This is a genomic window from Proteiniphilum sp., from assembly GCF_040307845.1.
GTDB lineage: Bacteria > Bacteroidota > Bacteroidia > Bacteroidales > Dysgonomonadaceae > Proteiniphilum.
In genome coordinates, this window is sequence record NZ_JAWRIS010000029.1 from 1 (window position 1) to 17230 (window position 17230).

Consider the following 17230-nt stretch of genomic DNA (forward strand, 5'->3'; position numbering starts at 1 on the left):
TTGATTATCGTTTATGTTTACTCTGGGAACATAAACAACTCAAAAAGGGAAAACCTTCGGCGCCCGGGCGGGGTCAGTATGCCGGAACGGCAGGAGGTGGACATTCCGGCATGTTGACCCCTGCAAGTCTTTAATAAAATGTGTGTCCAGGGGAGTTTTACAGAGGGGGCAGGATCCCGGAACAGGGGTCAGCTTGTTGCGGAATGAGGGGTCAGGATAAAACGGAATTTGCAGTGGTTAAGTGAATCGTTGTTAAATGTTTTACTGACAACAAGCAACCTGATTAAACGTGGCGAGTTTGCTCACGCTCATCAAAGTTTGTCGAATGTTCAGAAGTATTTACTTTGGCTTATAAGAATAACAATCGACAAAACGCAATATTGGGAAAGTCCGACCAAAAGTCTTGAAAAGGATATTGACTCAACGTGGTATTCAGCATACGAAACAGTAACATCTGACTTACAACCTGAAAACATCTGTTCATCTTTTGAAAATTCGTTGAAATTAACCGAAAAACTATTTGAACAACTGAATGTTGAACCGAAATTGAAAGAAATCCTAAACAGAATAAAATAAAAACTACTGCCAACAAGGGTTTGGCGTCAGGCGGGTTTGACGTTCACGGCGGGAAAGTCCGCAGGAATTTCCCGCCCGAACGCCAAGCAGCAATCCGTTAGATGTAAGCGGGGCGACATAATATAAACTACCCATCTATTTCCTTTCTGATAAAATTTTCCAAGACTTTCTTATCCGGTAACTGAATTAAGTATTTGGAAACAAACAGTTGGTTATCCATGCCGGAAGTGGCGTATTTTGCCAAAGCTTCGCCTTTGCTACCACAGAGGATAAGTCCGATAGGTGGATTATCTCCGTCCGACATTTCATTGTCTTTATAATAATTCAGATAAACATTCATCTGTCCTGCATCGGTATGATCGAATTTGCCAATTTTCAAGTCAATCAGAATATGACTTTTCAAAATACGATGATAGAAAACCAAATCGATGCGGTAATGGGTATTGTCAAATGTGATTCGTTTTTGGCGGGCTTCATAACAGAATCCGGTGCCGAGTTCTATCAAGAATTTCTGCAAATTGTCTAAAATGGCTTGTTCCAGTTCTGATTCACTGTATTCCGAACGTTCTTCTAACCCCAAAAACTCCAAAAAATATGGGTCACGGATAACATCTATATTTTGAGCCGGTTTTTGATTTTTGAATTTAGCGATTACCGCTTCCTTGTTTTTAGATAAGCCGGTTCGGACATATAAATCAGTATTGATAGCGCGTTCCAGTTCCCGAACACTCCAGTTGTTCTTTATCGTTTCCACTTCGTAGAATAGGCGTTCAAGTGGGTCATCAAACTTTATCAATTCTATAAAATGAGTAAAACTCAATTGTGACAAGAGGGTTTCGGAAGAAATCGGATACTCTTGCAATTCGGTAGTCAGTGACCCTCGAATTGGAATTGGCAACTGCTTTTGTAATTCGCCAGTCACTGACTGGCTTTTTTCTTCTCCTAAAAAGCTAATCACTGATTGGCTTATTTGAGGATATAACAGATAAAAGGTTCTGTGATTCTTTAATGCGCTGACAGAAAACCCTTTTAGACCTTTCATTTTAAGTTTTGAAGCCAGTTCTCCAATCAAATTTGTACCATATTTCGCCCGGTCTTCCCCATTTTGTTCAAACTCAACAATATAATATCCAACCAGCCAATTTCGGATAGTTAGATTTATATTAACTGCTTTTTTGGCGTTCAATTGCAGTTGACAATGTGTTTGATAAACATTATCAATTAATTGGTCGAAATTTAGATGTTTTACTATCATTGGAGATTTGAATTATGGCGTAAAGATAATGAATTCCTGCGGATTACGATTGCTTATTCAGACTGTTTCTCAATGCTTTCAATCTGTTCGCCGCCTGCATATTATCGACTTTGATATATCTCATGAACGCCGCAGGGCTTTTGTGTCCTGGTATTCGCATAAGCTCCTCTGCCGGAAAGCCGGAGAGATACATATTGGTACAGAAAGATCTCCGGCAAGTATGTGAGGACATCATTTCCCATTTCTCGTGAACTTCTTTTACCCTAAGATTTCCTTTCTTACGGACAACCTCTGTTTTCTGTTTCAACTTGGCTTTCTTGCCGAGTTCTTTTAGGCGTTCGTTGAATTTATAGCTTGGTATTTTCAGCAAATCGTAGTCGTATTTTTTCAAAATCTCCGGTACATAATCAATCATCGGAATAACGACAGCCTTATGGACTTTCCTTTGTTTTAGATTGATATAGCCATTTGTGGCATCAATATGTTCGGGACTTAGAGTCGATAAATCACTATATCGTAATCCGGTGAAGCAACCTACGATAAATATATCCCGGATTTCTTCCAATTCTTTATCGTCAGAAAGATTTAAGTTGTAAATCGCTCCCAGTTCCTTTTCGTTCAAATATATAGCATCGGTTTCTTCTTCAACGACTTTGAAATTTTTTAAGTCAACAGCAGGAATGGTTCCTTTGGCAACCTGGTAATTTACGAACCCTTTCAACAGTCGAACAACTTTTCCTGCAGAATTGGTTACTAATCCGATTGTTCCATCCGGTTTCACAGCCTTATAAAAGAGATAGTCCATAAACTCTTTGTAGAATTTAAGGTTCAGGTTGCGAAAAGTGACGGGTTGGGAGGAGCATTCTTTGAATGCTGTCAAATGCTTTTTTAGCGATCTATAATCTTTTATTTGGTCGGCAGATACCTTGCTTTTCTTTTCTTCAATGTATAAATCCAATGTGTCGAACATATTTACACGGTTGGAGCGTTGTTCGTATCCCCGATTCTTTTCTAATCCCAACAATACAAAATCCACAGTCGGATCAATTCCATTATCTTTGGCGTATGTTAATATCTCACCCAACTTAGAAGTTATCTTTGTCAAAGCGGAATCAATATCGTCAAATTGCGAACATGCGCGTTTTATCCATCGTTTTTTTTCATCCCAATGGTCAGGCTTGATGTTATATCCCGTCGAAGCAGAATAGCGCGTTTTGAGGGGTTGGCACTTGGACTAAAAGTTGGACTTGATTTTTTGACAGAAAAGTCCAATAAAAAAAAGGTGTTAATTGGTTGTTTTCCAGTGTTATGAGTTTCTGGGGAATTGCTTGAAATACCTGTCCCTCCCCTCTTTGAACTTCGTCTAATGATGATTTTATTAGACTTTTTTATCCTTCACATTGCGCATCGAAACTCAAACCGGACTTATCTACGATCTCTTGATATAGTATATTGACTGGCCTGTATCGGGGAAGTAGGTCGGTGAGTAAGGAGATATGTTCGTTAGGAGTTTGCATTGTGAATTATTGGAGTTTTAAGAGCATTAAATAATCTTTTTTATCTTGGTCTATAACTTCAAATCCCATTTTTTGATAAAGTTTTACGGCATAATTCTCTTTTTTTGCGCAGTTCTCGTATTGTTATATTGTTCAGCATGTTTGTACTGTCTCTCACTTATTATTTGATTAAAACGTTCGGAAAAATCAAAATATTCTGATATTTTGGAACATTTTGATCATATTTGGTTGAATTTATCCATTGAGTTGGCTCTTATGTCGTCGGCGATATCAATATAAGGTCGCATGGCTTTGTAATCGTTGTGTCGAAGCCCGGTAAAGCACGAAAATAGGAAAAACATCCCTGTGCATCCGTTTTTAACCCGCTGCTTATTTGTATCCCATTTGGCTACATCAATCCGGTATCCGGTTGTAAACTCGACACGCTGTCGTTTATAGACTACACGCATACGGATAGGCACGTTCTCCACTATGGTAACTCCGTTCTTCAAAAGATATAGCTAAATGCAACCTTTGCCAATTTATCAATGGTAAACTGATAATTTGATGTACGATTCATTTCAATATGTTTAAGGTTTCAATAGATATGCTGAATATTGGTAATAATATCATATACAATAAGATAAGTATCGTTAATAACCGTGTTTGTTTTTGAGAAAATACCGTCATGGTATAGCTGCCATTTTTTACCGCTATTTTTTCTGATGTGTACCTATAAGCACTATAAACCAGATAACCAATCAACAATCCCGAAACCATTCCTCCAAGTATATCAGAAACAAAATGCACACCTAAGTATATCCGTGAATAAGCTACTATGGAAGCCCATAAAAACACAACGCTTGTATAGAATTTATTTTTGAATAACAGAGACGAGAATATAGCAAATCCAAAACTATTGGTGGCATGCCCTGAAATAAAGCCATACTTTCCTCCTGTATAGCCAAAGAGTGTTCTGACATGCTCCATAATTCCGGGATAATGAGTTGGGCGTGGCCGGGCAACAAGCGGTTTTATCAAATGACTTGAAAACTGATCGCAAAGAACAAAAAGCAATGTAATTGCCAATAATACAGGAATCCATTGCTTCCATGATTTTTTATACACAATGCCCAGTATTATCAACATGCCGATAGGAAGCCATATTTTTATAGAAGAAAAACTCCACATCACAGAGTCCAAGAAATGAGTATGTGAACCGTTGATCAAAAAAAACAATTTCTCTTCACCGGGAATTAATTTATCTGTCATAATACTGTTTGGAAAAAATACTTACAAATGTAAAGGGGTAATTTCGAAGATATTTTGAATTTTATATGTTATGATTTAATATTCATATGGTAACTACCGGATGGATATTAACAGACAACCTGTATCATCCCTTTTTTTCATGGTTGAATAGTCCACCGTGCGAGCGTAATAAACAACTGTCGTCATATCATATACGCAACCCAAAGTGGGTATAACAGTATCATTCCGTAGTTTAACATTTCGGATTAATTGGGCATGTATACTCGTTTTGCCTGCCTGATAACTGTAGGTTATAAATTCCTGTGTATGGTCATCTCCCTCGTGGGCGTATTTCGTATAAGCAAGCGGTTCAAGTTTTTGCTCATATAACCATACATTGTATCCGAAAGAGTGAATACAGAACATGAAACACACTGTAAAACAAAAAAGTATCTGTAATTCTCTTTTTCATAATTAAAATGTATATGCTAATCCAACGCCGTAATTATCTACTCCAATAGTTGGTGCAATCACTAAACTGCTTTTTTTATCTTTTATCCCGAACGTGTTATGAAATACGGGTAATAACAGATAGCCCAGTTCCGCACTTAATATGCCTATTCCCGCTCCGGAAACGACATCACTTACCCAATGCTTTTTATTAATAACCCGTAAAGTCCCCGTAGTCGCCGCAACGGTATATCCTGCCACACCAATCCACGGCGAGGTGTCCCTATACTCTTTAAACAAGATATGAGCATCTACAAAGGCAGTTGCTGTATGGCCGGAAGGGAAAGAGTTATTATTTGAACCATCGGGACGTTCTATATTGATGGTACTTTTCATGGTTTGTACAGTCGCACACATAATTAGGAAGGATGTTGCCATGACGATTGTTCTGTCCCTGAAATTATGTTTTGCTTTTATTCCACAAAAGTCAAGTCCATAAACCGCAACTGCAGGAGCAAATTGCATATAATCATCAACCCTGATATGGGCTGTATAATGCTCGGTTATTTCATGGTGGGTACTGTAATCCAGTTCTTTTAGCCTTTTACTTCCTTGAGCCATGATTCCATACGAAATCATGGCAGTAGGAATGATAAATTTTGAATAGGATGAATTAAATATATTCTTTTTACGGGGTATCCTGTCCAATTCAAAAGTCATCGGACTTTCATTTGTATAAAAGTGATTTTTCATATCTTCATTCTCCCGGAAATCAGAAATAACCGGATTAACTGTTTTATATGAAGGATGCAGGGAATCTTTTAGTATCACGGGTAAGGTTGGCAAAACCACTTTTATTGTATCTGTACTTTGTGCATGAATGCCTAAAACTGTTGCTAATGAAAACAATATAGCCACAAATAAATATCTCATATGCTAATTGATAGAAGTTATGAAACACAAAAAAAGGGGGTGATTTAGCAGAAATTCTGAATTTTAACGACAACGAGAAAATTTAATATGATTACATTCAATTTTTCTACAAATTCCTATGACAACTTTGTGCTCAAAAAATCAGAAGTATGAATAGAATATTACTGGTAGTCATTTTGGGGTTGGCTACCTTGAATTGTTTTGCACAAAATACAGTTGTTTCAGGACAGGTTATTGATGAAAAAGGCAAAGAGACAATTCCTTACGTAACTGTATCAATAGTTGCCGAAGGAGAAAACGATATAATTACCGGCACGGTAACCGACGATAAAGGTGCAAGAGTTAAAATTGGAGCTAAAATGTTGAATTACAGAAAATTGTATGGTTTCGTTCCTGATTCGTACCCCCAAGAAAAACGTGAGAATGTAACTGGCTGATTATCATGGGTAAAACAAAATAGGGTGTGGCACCCGTTCATACCGTCAAGTAATTAAAGCCCCGATAATCAATATGTAAAATTTGATTATCAGGGCTTTTTTGTGCTTGATTTCAGGTAAAAATACCTGCAAAGAAAGAACATTGCACCCTTATTATTGATAAATTTCAGGAATTTGACAATGCAAATTCGTCCATATTCAGTGATATTCAGAACCTTTGGAACCGGGTTCTTCCTCAAAAATATCCCTATTTCCTGAATGTTCCTTTCATGCGATAGCGGGTAGTCCCCTGCATGTAATCATACCAGAAGGTGAATATATTATTGCTGAATATCGCTTCTCCGTCTATAATGTCCATCACCCCCCAGGGCTCCACGGTAAAAGTATTTGTACCTGCAACTTTCCCGAATTGAATACAAAAATTATTTATCGCATTAAAATAATCTTCACCCGGATTCCAGGAATTACTATACTCGCTCAATGTTTCTTTCTCTTTTTCATGGAAGAAACGCACCGTATCGGCTGAGACCGCCGTTAATGTACGTAGAGTAACGACCGGAACAGGCAGACCTATCTCACTCCATTGACCTTCTTCATCCTCTACCAACGTCGTTTTTGCCGCTTCCATCTGGTAAACGCCTGAGAATTCGTTGGTCAGATTTAATGTTAAGATCAACGTTGTATCTTTCCCCGATCTCATATAATCGGAAACCGATTCTATCGCAAAAGTGACGGCATAAAGCGAATCGCAATGCAACCCGGTACTACTGACAGTAAAAGGCAAATGGGCATAGATCTCCCCAGCCTTGATGGTAGTTGTCCATGAAGGAATATGAATGGCCCCGGGTTCTAATTGCTGATATTTCACCGGAGCATCAAGCATATACTTATCATTATACCAACTAATGATATCGTCATCGTGTTTAAGGGTAATATTTACATCACGGTCGATTTTCAAGGTTCCGCTCACTGCGAGGGAGATAAAAGCGTCCTGATTCTCACCATAAGGAAGATCGAAAGATAAAACATTATTATATGCTCCAACAATGTAAATTTCTTTCCGATATTGTTCCGAAGCCATTGGATCATCTGCTTCACATGCCGAAAATGTTATTGCAATCAGCATCGAAAAGAATATGCATAATTTATTTTTTTTCATACGATTATATATTAAAGCGTTTACCATCCGGGGTTTTGAACTAACTTGTCATTTTTATCCAAAGCAGTCTTGGGAATAGGATAAAAATAGTTTTTATAATCAAAATACCTTCGTGCCTTATCGTCAGTCAATGTCGTAATTGTATAGAATGCCTGGCGCTCAGTTCTCCTTGCCTTGATATTCATACCCAATACGGGGCGGTTGTAGGCAGTATAAGCATCTCCCCAACGACGCAGATCATGATAGCGGTGACCTTCGCAAACAAATTCAATCCGCCGTTCTTTTTTAATCAGATCGCGCATCTGTGTCTGATCCGGAAGTGTCGTCAATCCGGGTAAACCTGCGCGGTAACGAATTTGATTGAATGCGTCCAGAATTTCATTTTCATCCCTGCCTGTTACCTGGACTCCATCTTCACTGTAACTCCCTTCCAATTCATTCAGTGCTTCGGCATAGTTCAGCAGAATTTCAGCATACCTGAAAATGGGAAACGATTTCGGGCGAATGGAGCCGTTTGTGATAATATCTTCCGCATTCACGTATTTTTTCAGTGTATATCCTGAATGATTGTAGTCCACAGCAAAATTGGCGGGTGGGCCGGCATTCCCATCGGCATAATATTGTACTTCAAGATTTTTAAGGTTGCTTGAACCTGTATAAGAAGCATTGGGCCAGATACAGTGGTTAAATCCTATAGTGACATAAAAACGCATTTCCCGATTGTTGTGCATTCTTGCCGCATTCCCCGAGAGTGTATAGCCCGAAAAACTCTTTGCAACCCCGATTGCTTCATGTGCCGCGTCGGGTTGGGAATACGATGCCCCGTCTTCCATATAGAAAGCATCTGCTACATCCTGAGTCAGGTTCAATCCATTCATCCCACCCATCAGTGCAGGCATGGCAATACCCGCCGGCGAATCTTTACCGCTCTGGGTCGGCCTGCATGAATAAATGATCTCGTCGTTCATGGAAACGGAAACATCCCCGCTGAATACCTCGGAATAAGAGCGGAAAGGATCTATGACACCCGGATTGAATTGCCCGATAGGACGGGTATTGAACGTGTTCATCACCACCTCCGGCAGTGCTTTCGTGTCGCTTTTCCTGGGGGATATGTAGAGTTCATACAATCCCAGGTCAATGATCCGTTTGGCAGCTACTGCTGCTTTTCCCCATTTCTCATTATCGACGTTCTGGCTGATAAAGTGGGCACCGTCGCTTTTTCGTTTCCAATCCGCATATAATCCGCCGCTTCCGCCGTTGAACCAGGGACTGGCGGAGTATAACCGGACACGTGAGATTACGGCCAATGCAGCGCCTTTCGTCGGAATGCTTATTTCGTCGGAAGCCCTTTCGGAATATAAGAGGTCGGAGGCCATTTTCATATTCTCACAAATATGTTCTATGCATTCGTCGTAAGTACCTCTTTCCTTCGACATTTCTTCCACAGAAGCATCCACGGCTATCGCCTGGTCGGGCATGATAGGCACGGGGCCATATTGCAGGAGTAACTGATAGTAATAATAGCCCCGCAAGAAATAACACCTGCCCATAAAATCCCGCCTGTCCAGGTCGGAAATATCCTGAACTTCATTTATTCGCTGTAAAACGATGGATGCTTTCCGGATACCCGTGTAATAATTGGCATAGTTATTAAATTCATTATTAAACGCCGTAATCTCGTCAAGCAGAAACTTGATAGCGGCATGCCTGCCGTCATTAAACGAGGTGAAATTCTCGTCCGATGCACCCTGGAACGGATTAGGAGCATTTGTCCACAAATTCCCCTCGTTGGGGAGATAACTGGCGGCTCCTCTGATATACTGGTCCACTAGTTCTTTGCGCTGAAAGATAGAATCGAGCTGGGTTGTATTCCTGAAATAATCATCCACATCAAGAAAATCCGCACATGAAAACTGCATGGTACACAGTATAAAGGTACCCAAGAGCAGCATTATTCTATTGATATTTTGTCTTGTTTTTTTCATTGTGTTCTATTTTAGAAAGTTGCATATAATTGAATCGTATATTTCCGTTGTAACGGGTAGACAGCACCATTATCAGATGCCTGTGCCGGATCCCAGAGCTTCACTTTGTCCCACACATGCAGATTTTCCCCCATCAGGCTCAATGTAACCGATTCAAAAACTTTTGATTGTCGCATCCATTTCCGGGGTAAATCATAGGACAATTCCACATTTTTTATACGGAGATAACTTCCGTCAGCCAACCAAAAAGTGGAGGCACGATTGTTGTTCAGGTTTTCCCCGTAAGTCAAGCGGGGAAACCGGGCATTCGGGTTTTCCGTAGCGGGATTACCCGAATGGGACTCCGGTGTCCATCGGTTTGCCTGATCAGTAACAATTGCCAACAGGTTCCCCGTAGAACCTCCTGAAAAAGGATAATAACCGTTTCCGCCGAAAAAATACTGCACATCTTCCACTCCTTCAAACAGGGTACTGATACGGAAATTCTTATAGTTGAATTCCAGTGCAAAGCCATATTGAATCTGGGGTATATTCGAATATGAGAGAGGCACAATGTCATCATCGTCTATCACCCCGTCGCCATTTACATCCTTATACTTGATATCGCCCGGCAATACATTTTCCATGTATGTCTGTTTAGGACTGCTGATGATATCCTCTTCATCCCTAAACAAACCTTCTGCGATCAGACCGCGCAACACACCATACGGAACGCCGCTGTAGGACTGGTAAGGATAATTTACCCCCGATTGTTCCCAGTAATCCACTTCGTTACGCGCTAACGTTAAATTTCCCCGAACGATAAAACTCATATCTTTATTTATTTCCTGCGTGTAAGAAGCATTCCCGTCCACACCCCATGCTTTCATGGATCCGATGTTTGCATAAGGAAGCGTTGCATTCAACCCCGATTCAAGAGGAATACTTTCACGTTTCTGGAAAATTCCGGTGGTCTTGTTACGATAAAAATCCACGGTGAAATCAATTTTGTTATTGAACAATTTGCCGTCAATCCCCAAATCCAGTTTCGTCGTCGTTTCCCATTCCATATTTACGGCTCCGATCTGGGTTTCTCCAATAGCGGTTCCTCCCCAGATGCCGGAATTGATACCCTCTACGATGGTAAGGTAAGGAAAGCGGACTTTGTTCCCATTATTATCTACCAGACGGTCGTTACCCACCTGTCCGTAAGAACCGCGAAATTTAAGATAATTGAGAAAAGGTAATTTTTCGTTAATCAATTGATATTGTGTCGGGACCCATCCCAATGCAATGGAAGGGAACGTGCCGTAACGCCTGTCTTTATTAAAATTTTCCGAACCGGTATATCCAATGTTACCTTCTATCATATAGGTGTCTTTATATGAATAAGTGGCCCTACCGGAATAAGCCTGATAGCGTTGAGGAATGGTTACAAAAATTCCATCGCCCCATCCGCTGTTTTTCGCATCCTGGCGATAAGCGTGGATTAAGCCCGTAACGCGATGATCTACGTTAAAAACACGATTATAATTTACCTGCCCTTCAAAATAATATTGCCTGTCGGAAGAAGATAACTGTACCGATGTCAAATCTTGTTTGGTCACTTTTCTTTCGGTCAGAAGCGAACCGTCGTTGTTGCGTCCCGTCTTCGGGTTGGCAAAATACAAATCGGGTGTCATTGAATTCAGAACGGTATGTGAACCGTTTGCAGTCAATGAAAAAAGCCCTTGTACGGATAGTCCTTCGACAAACATGCCCAGATCCTGATTTAGCGTCAGATTCGTTTTTGTCGTATAACGCTCTATCGCTTTGTAGCCGGTATAGTTCAGTTGCACATAGGGGGACATTTGGTCTGCATTTACACCATAAGCCGGCAATAGGCCGTTGGAATAACGAACAGGTACGATATTGGGGGGCAAATTGGCCTGGGCTGTCCAAAGGGCATTGTTATCATCCCCAAATCCGGGAGCGTTTTGTGAAACGAAAACGGTCTCCATATTGAGTGAAAGGGTGGTTGAACGGGTTACATTGGCATCCACGTTCGCCCGGAAATTATATTTGCGATAGTCCACATTGGCACTAAAAGGAGAAGAGGCATCCTGCTTGAATAAAGCTTCATTGTTGAGAATTCCCAAACTGACATAATAACGCGCCGCTTCCCCTCCACCTGATAAACTCAGGTGGTGCTGGGTATTCCAGACATGGTCTTTTAAAATGACATCCCTCCAGCTCACATCCGGATATAAGTCGGGATCAAGTCCTGTCCGGTACAGTTCCAGTTCAGTTGGTGTGTACAGCGCATTATTTCCTCTTACGATCCTGGCCTCATTAGCCAACAAGGCATATTGATAGGCGTTGGCGTACTCCGGCATACGGGGCGAATAGGAATAGGTAGAATTGGATTTGAAGTTGATCCGCATTTTTCCTGCTTTCCCTCTCTTGGTGGTTACAACCACAACGCCATTGGCTCCCCTGACACCGTAAACAGCTGTTGCCGAGGCATCCTTCAGCACGGAGAAGCTTTCGATGTCGGCCGGGTCGAGGTCGTTAAGACTACCCTCAATACCGTCAATCAGCACCAATGCACTTTGATTGGCGCCGAAAGTGCTGATACCCCGTATCCAAAATTCGGAGAAATCATTTCCCGGCTCTCCGGTACGAGTCACCGAAATAATCCCGGGAACACGTCCGCCCAGCATATTGGCAACGGAAGTGGCCGGCACCTGCAATTCGTCCGGTTGTATGCTGGTAATGGCTCCTACTACCGAGACCTTGCGCTGGCTGCCCCGTCCTGTTACCACGACTTCCTCCAATTCACTCACATCGGGCGTCATCCCGATCCTTACCCTTTCCTGACTCGACGTGTATGCAATTTCAAGTGATTTATATCCCAGGTAGGAATAGACTAAAGTACTCCCGGCGGGAACATTCTCGATCCGGAACCTCCCTTCATAATCGGTAACGACGCCGGTTCCGGTACCTTTAACCTGTACGGATACTCCAATCAGCGTTTCTCCCTGTTCATCCATGATGGTTCCTGCCACATTCACTGTCCCGGTCTGTGCAAACGAACTGAACGACAGTGTCATTATAACCAATATAAAAAATGTTTTCTTCATGTTTTTTAATCTTAGAGGGTTATTGAACTGCATATCTCCTGATGGTAGCTTCCCACCATTCCGCGATAAAGAAATTACCGTTTCCGTCATAGGAAATGTCGCGCGGATCAAGAAATATCGCTTCTGCCGGATCACCGTTCGTTTGCGGCGATTCTACATTCAGGGTTCCTGCAACGGTGGATACGTAACCATCCAAAGCGGAAATCTTCCTGATCACATTCGAGTTGTTGAACTCGCAAATATAGAGGTTCCCATCGTCGTCCATACACATTCCTCTCGGATCCCTAAAGCGCGCATCTGCCAGGCTTCCATCCACAACGGCACTCTGGTTGGGGGAACCTGCGTAGATATCCGACCGTACACCGTCTGTCCACGTTGCTCCCGTCTTACTGATCTTATAAATGCAATATTTGGTGTGGTGGGAAAGATAGAAACAGTTATTAAACTTGTCATATACCAGATAACCGACATAGTCTGCCTGGTCAAAAAGGTTCTCACCCAGGTCTTCGGTTTGTTGTGTATTGATGTTAAAACGCCCGAAATAACCGCTTTTATGGCAAAAATAGAGCCATTCCTGTGCCGGATCATGCTCTTTATCCATCATTACCATGCTCTGGATATGATCATAACCCGATCCCCTCTCCGGAATTTCACCTATCCTGTAAGGCATCCAGCCATTATCTTTCCTGTATTCGTAAACAGTATGGGTGGGATTCAAGGTCGTCGCATATACCGCAGTTTTATCTTCATTGATAGCGGGCTTTCCCAGATAAACCCCGTCTTGCAGGGTGATAACCCTGTTATCATTCACCGAGATAAAGCGGACCTTATTCGCCATTGACTCATATGATCCGAAGGTCATGATCTGGTCATCGCCAAGCGCTACAATTCCCATTATTTTATGAAAATGGGATTCAGCCAATGTCCCGTCCTGATAAAAAGCGCCAGTACCGTCCCGCAAACCGATACCCGCAACCCAAGACACATACGCGGAGGCGGTATAATGAAAGGTCTTGGGAGCAACCGTTTCGGTACTTTCCGACACGATTACTTTTATTTGGTTGTCTCCACCCGATAATCTGGGTGCCAGGCAATAAATAGAACTACCGTTGACACTAATGACAGATGCTTCTTTATCCGAATATCCATCATTAAAAAAGACTCTGACTTCACTGGCGATATTCCCGAAATTTGATCCGTTAATAACGACTTTTTCCGCGATTTTGCCCGAATCAGGCATAAATCCGGTAATTTCCACAGGCAGGTTGGGATTGAAAGGTGTACCTTTATCCGAATCCTGCTGATAAACATACGTTTCGTCCTTGCAGCTATGGACAAAGACGAGTAATCCTGAAAATAGAATTGGTAACAAAAATTCAAACTTTTTACTTTTCATTTTTCATTTGTTTTAGAGTAAACTTCTCAGGTTTATTCAGTGTAATTTGTTGATTGTTAGGCATACTTGTTCTCTATATACCGTGGATATCTACATATTACACCGTTGCAAATGGCAAGAACCCTGTTGGTATGTATGAAAAAATAAATTGGTATTTCCGGCCAATGCCGGTTGAGAGAGGAAAAGAGTTTGCAGAGAACTGAAACCCGGTACGGTTAACGGGCAATCGTGCGTGCGGAATATTAATCCTTGATCAATAAATAAAACGGCCGATAGCGGAATTTTATTCAATTAGAATATGATATATACATGGGATATAAAAAAGAGGCGCGGACGATTGTCGCTATTCTTTGTAACAGGCTCCGCAAGGGCCTTTCCAGGAGAATAAAACAATGTCCACGCCCTTATTGCTAAGGGCGCTTCCATTCTTTGGTCTCCTGGTTTGAATTTTGCGGATTCGTTACAAAGACCAAAAAAGCGCTATATTACTTCGTACCGTGTTTTACGGTACAAAGATAATAATTCATTTTAAATACTGTTATGGGTCCATGACACTATGTTTCTTTAAATTTAACTATAATTAATTAATCATTCAAAGGAAGTGAGATTCTATGAAACATCCGCTACGAAGTACATTGATACTTATCATTTTTGCGTTGATAGTTATCAATGTGTCCTATTTTTTGTATATTTGCAGTAACAAAATAATATCCAGAGATATATGGAAACAAAAGAACACACATCAAGAAACACGCATCACGGGCACGCCGTCAAACGTTTCCGGCATACGCTGGGGAAAAAACAGGAAGCCCTGGCCTCCGAGATGGGGTTAAGTCAGGCGTTGATTTCCACTTACGAACAGAGGAAAGTGCTCAGCGACGATGTGATCGAACGGTTTGCCAAAGCCCTGAACGTAGCTCCCGAACTGATCAAGGAACTGGAGGAAGACCCGGTAACTTTCATTATTGAAAACAATACATTTGAAAATGGAAGCGTGAGCAATATAGCGATCACAAATGATAATGAAAATTTTAGCAACACGTATAATCCGATCGAACAAATTCTCGCATTGAGTAAAGAAAAAACTGCCCTCTACGAACGTATTGTTGAGTTGGAGAAAGAAAAAAACGCACTTTTGGAGAAGTTGCTGAAGGAAAAGGAATAATTGCCGGAACTATAATTCATAGGGTTTGCCGATCAAGGTGCGGCAGGCGCTTTGTATTGTCCCCATGATGATTCGTTTTTGGTTGTATTTGGTGCAATGACAACAAATTTCTGTAATAAATAAAGACTTAAGCTTATAATTTGCGGGAGCAACTCTATCAATTTATAGGGATGGTATGAGGATGATATGGAGTTGGTATAGAGTTGCACCGGAATAGGTACGGCCAAGAACAGGCCATACTCTTATTGCTGTCGCAACTGGATAAAATATTGTCAAAACCCGCTGATGATGAACTTATAGAACAAACAATCCCCGAAATTAAAAATCATCCGTCCCAAAAACTTCATATATAAGTACTTTTCATTCGTAATAGTACGAATGACTATTTTTTATCATCTATTCTATTTCCTTATCTTTGCATTGAAATATCAATGTATGGCTGTAACGTGAACTGGGATTGAATCTGATAAAATATATGAATGTAGAGGAAGTTACAGATAATTATAGTATAGTAGGGGCGACTATTACCTTTTCTGATAATCGGGAATTTAAAGTTGATTTTCAGGATATTGACGGAAGAAGGTGCTAATTATCAAATACAATTGTTTTTTATGAAAACTTGCAGTGATTTATTTTTATATAAGGATGAAATTTCGTGGTGCCAGGCCGGTGCCGGGGTGCGAAGGCAAATCTTGGGATTTGACAATCAAATTATGCTTGTAAAGGTAGAATTTGAAAAAGGAGCTGTAGGTTCAGAACATTTTCATTATCATAGCCAGAGTACCTATGTGGCAAGTGGAGTTTTTGAATTCACCGTGGATGGGATCACAAAAAAGGTCAAGCAAGGGGATGGAATATATATTCCCCCGAATGTAGTGCACAGTACGAAATGTATTGAACCGGGGATATTAATAGATGCATTCAGTCCGATGCGGGAAGATTTTATTTAAAAATATGGACCCCACGCTATTTAATAAGCATTCTGAAAATAATAATACCAGCCCTATGCAACCATATAGTAGGTAGGGCTGGATTAAATACGGAAACAGTATAAAATTCTTCCAACCTTATTAAATTCAATTAAGATTTACATTACAAATGTACCTTACTATTTAGTTAAAAGAAAATATTATCTTTGCCTGTAAATGTATGATATTTGCAATAAAATAGGGAGTTATACTTTTTATACTCCACTATAACTGCTAAAACCGCCATCAATCGGAATTATTGCTCCTGTAATAAAGCTTGCGGCCTCTGAACATAGGAATTGTACCGCTCCATTTAATTCCGTGATATCCCCGAAACGTTTCATGGGTGTTTTTGCTATGACCTTTTTGCTTCGTTCTGTCAAACTGCCATCCGGATTAATCAATATATTTCTGTTTTGATTACCTATAAAAAAACCTGGGGCAATAGCATTGACCCTGATTTTATCACTGAAATTCAAGGCCATTTCCATTGCCAGCCATTGGGTGAAATTGTTGATTGCCGTTTTTGCGGCAGAATATCCGGGAACTCGCGTGATTGACAAGTAGGCAGCCATTGAAGATATATTGATAATAACTCCTTCATTTTGTTCCGCCATCACTTTTCCAAAAATTAAAGATGGATACACTGTCCCATTTATATTCAGATTTACAACTTCATCCCAACTATCGAGTTTCATGTCAAAGATGGAGTGATCGTCTGTTAAGGTTGCGCCTTGCGTATTTCCTCCGGCACAATTAATTAAAATATCTATTCTGCCCCATTTGCTTAAGATCTCTTTTTTTGCCTCTGTCAAGGCAGCCTTATCGAGCATGTTACAAGTTAAACCAATGGCTTCCGGATGTATTTTTTGCAGTAGTTTCAACCTGTCTTCTACGTTTTGTTTTGTTTTCCCCATTGCCGCGACTTTTACGCCTGCTTTCATCAGTGACTCAGCTATACTTCCACCTAATACACCGCTCGCCCCTGTAACCACAGCTACTTTGCCGGATATGTCAAACATGTTTGTTCCCATTTTCTGTTTTATTTCCTGATT

The 17230-nt window shown here is 40.8% G+C and carries 14 protein-coding genes and 2 pseudogenes; 4 read left to right on the top strand and 12 right to left on the bottom strand.

Annotated elements, in window-relative coordinates:
• The first annotated feature begins 228 nt into the window (after positions 1 to 228).
• Positions 229 to 576, top strand: coding sequence for a hypothetical protein (locus tag ABV001_RS07230; protein ID WP_352422172.1), 348 nt, complete (start codon positions 229 to 231; stop codon positions 574 to 576).
• Between the two features lie 3 nt (positions 577 to 579).
• On the opposite strand, the gene ABV001_RS07235 is transcribed toward ABV001_RS07230, so the two are convergent.
• From ABV001_RS07235 to ABV001_RS07265, 7 genes and pseudogenes are all read right to left on the bottom strand, one after another.
• The gene (locus ABV001_RS07235; RefSeq protein ID WP_352422173.1) at positions 580 to 711 is read right to left on the bottom strand and encodes a hypothetical protein; all 132 of its coding nucleotides are present in this window, start codon (positions 709 to 711) and stop codon (positions 580 to 582) included.
• Positions 704 to 1831, bottom strand: coding sequence for a PDDEXK nuclease domain-containing protein (locus ABV001_RS07240; protein WP_352422174.1), 1128 nt, complete (start codon positions 1829 to 1831; stop codon positions 704 to 706). The genes ABV001_RS07235 and ABV001_RS07240 overlap by 8 nt, the downstream gene beginning before the upstream one ends.
• Before the next feature lie 43 nt (positions 1832 to 1874).
• Positions 1875 to 3029, bottom strand: a pseudogene (locus ABV001_RS07245) (site-specific integrase); the annotation flags it as partial.
• A 663-nt stretch (positions 3030 to 3692) separates the two neighbouring features.
• Positions 3693 to 3839, bottom strand: a pseudogene (locus ABV001_RS07250) (Arm DNA-binding domain-containing protein); the annotation flags it as partial.
• A gap of 64 nt (positions 3840 to 3903) precedes the next feature.
• Positions 3904 to 4599 (bottom strand): phosphatase PAP2 family protein, encoded by a 696-nt coding sequence (locus ABV001_RS07255; RefSeq protein WP_352422175.1) that lies wholly within the window; start codon positions 4597 to 4599, stop codon positions 3904 to 3906.
• A 93-nt stretch (positions 4600 to 4692) separates the two neighbouring features.
• Positions 4693 to 5004: a DUF3108 domain-containing protein gene (locus ABV001_RS07260; protein ID WP_352422176.1), complete on the bottom strand. Its 312-nt coding sequence runs from the start codon at positions 5002 to 5004 to the stop codon at positions 4693 to 4695.
• Between the two features lie 48 nt (positions 5005 to 5052).
• Complete coding sequence (locus ABV001_RS07265; RefSeq protein ID WP_352422177.1) at positions 5053 to 5961, bottom strand: phosphatase PAP2 family protein; 909 nt, start codon at positions 5959 to 5961, stop codon at positions 5053 to 5055.
• A 149-nt stretch (positions 5962 to 6110) separates the two neighbouring features.
• Here ABV001_RS07265 and ABV001_RS07270 point away from each other — a divergent pair, with 149 nt between their 5' ends.
• Positions 6111 to 6398 carry a peptidase associated/transthyretin-like domain-containing protein gene (locus ABV001_RS07270; RefSeq protein ID WP_352422178.1) on the top strand — a complete coding sequence of 96 codons (288 nt, stop codon included), beginning with the start codon at positions 6111 to 6113 and terminating at the stop codon, positions 6396 to 6398.
• A gap of 247 nt (positions 6399 to 6645) precedes the next feature.
• Here ABV001_RS07270 and ABV001_RS07275 read toward each other — a convergent pair whose 3' ends face one another.
• The 4 genes from ABV001_RS07275 to ABV001_RS07290 are packed head-to-tail and all read right to left on the bottom strand — an operon-like array spanning position 6646 to position 14042.
• Positions 6646 to 7557 (bottom strand): BT_3987 domain-containing protein, encoded by a 912-nt coding sequence (locus ABV001_RS07275; RefSeq protein WP_352422179.1) that lies wholly within the window; start codon positions 7555 to 7557, stop codon positions 6646 to 6648.
• Positions 7558 to 7577: 20 nt separating this feature from the next.
• Positions 7578 to 9545, bottom strand: a complete 1968-nt coding sequence (locus tag ABV001_RS07280) for a RagB/SusD family nutrient uptake outer membrane protein (RefSeq protein WP_352422180.1) — start codon at positions 9543 to 9545, stop codon at positions 7578 to 7580.
• A gap of 11 nt (positions 9546 to 9556) precedes the next feature.
• On the bottom strand, positions 9557 to 12646 hold the full coding sequence (locus ABV001_RS07285) for a SusC/RagA family TonB-linked outer membrane protein (protein ID WP_352422181.1): 3090 nt from the start codon (positions 12644 to 12646) through the stop codon (positions 9557 to 9559).
• 19 nt (positions 12647 to 12665) lie between these two features.
• A complete protein-coding gene (locus ABV001_RS07290) occupies positions 12666 to 14042 on the bottom strand; it encodes an IPT/TIG domain-containing protein (protein ID WP_352422182.1) in 1377 nt (458 codons plus the stop codon).
• A 721-nt stretch (positions 14043 to 14763) separates the two neighbouring features.
• On the opposite strand from ABV001_RS07290, the gene ABV001_RS07295 reads away from it, so the two are divergent.
• Both ABV001_RS07295 and ABV001_RS07300 read left to right on the top strand, forming a co-directional pair.
• Complete coding sequence (locus tag ABV001_RS07295; protein WP_352422183.1) at positions 14764 to 15207, top strand: helix-turn-helix domain-containing protein; 444 nt, start codon at positions 14764 to 14766, stop codon at positions 15205 to 15207.
• Positions 15208 to 15818: 611 nt separating this feature from the next.
• Entirely contained in the window at positions 15819 to 16157 is a 339-nt protein-coding gene (locus ABV001_RS07300; protein WP_352422184.1) for a cupin domain-containing protein, read from the top strand.
• A 233-nt stretch (positions 16158 to 16390) separates the two neighbouring features.
• Here the strand turns inward: ABV001_RS07300 and ABV001_RS07305 are convergent, their stop codons facing one another.
• Positions 16391 to 17209: an SDR family oxidoreductase gene (locus ABV001_RS07305; RefSeq protein WP_352422185.1), complete on the bottom strand. Its 819-nt coding sequence runs from the start codon at positions 17207 to 17209 to the stop codon at positions 16391 to 16393.
• Positions 17210 to 17230 lie beyond the last annotated feature (21 nt).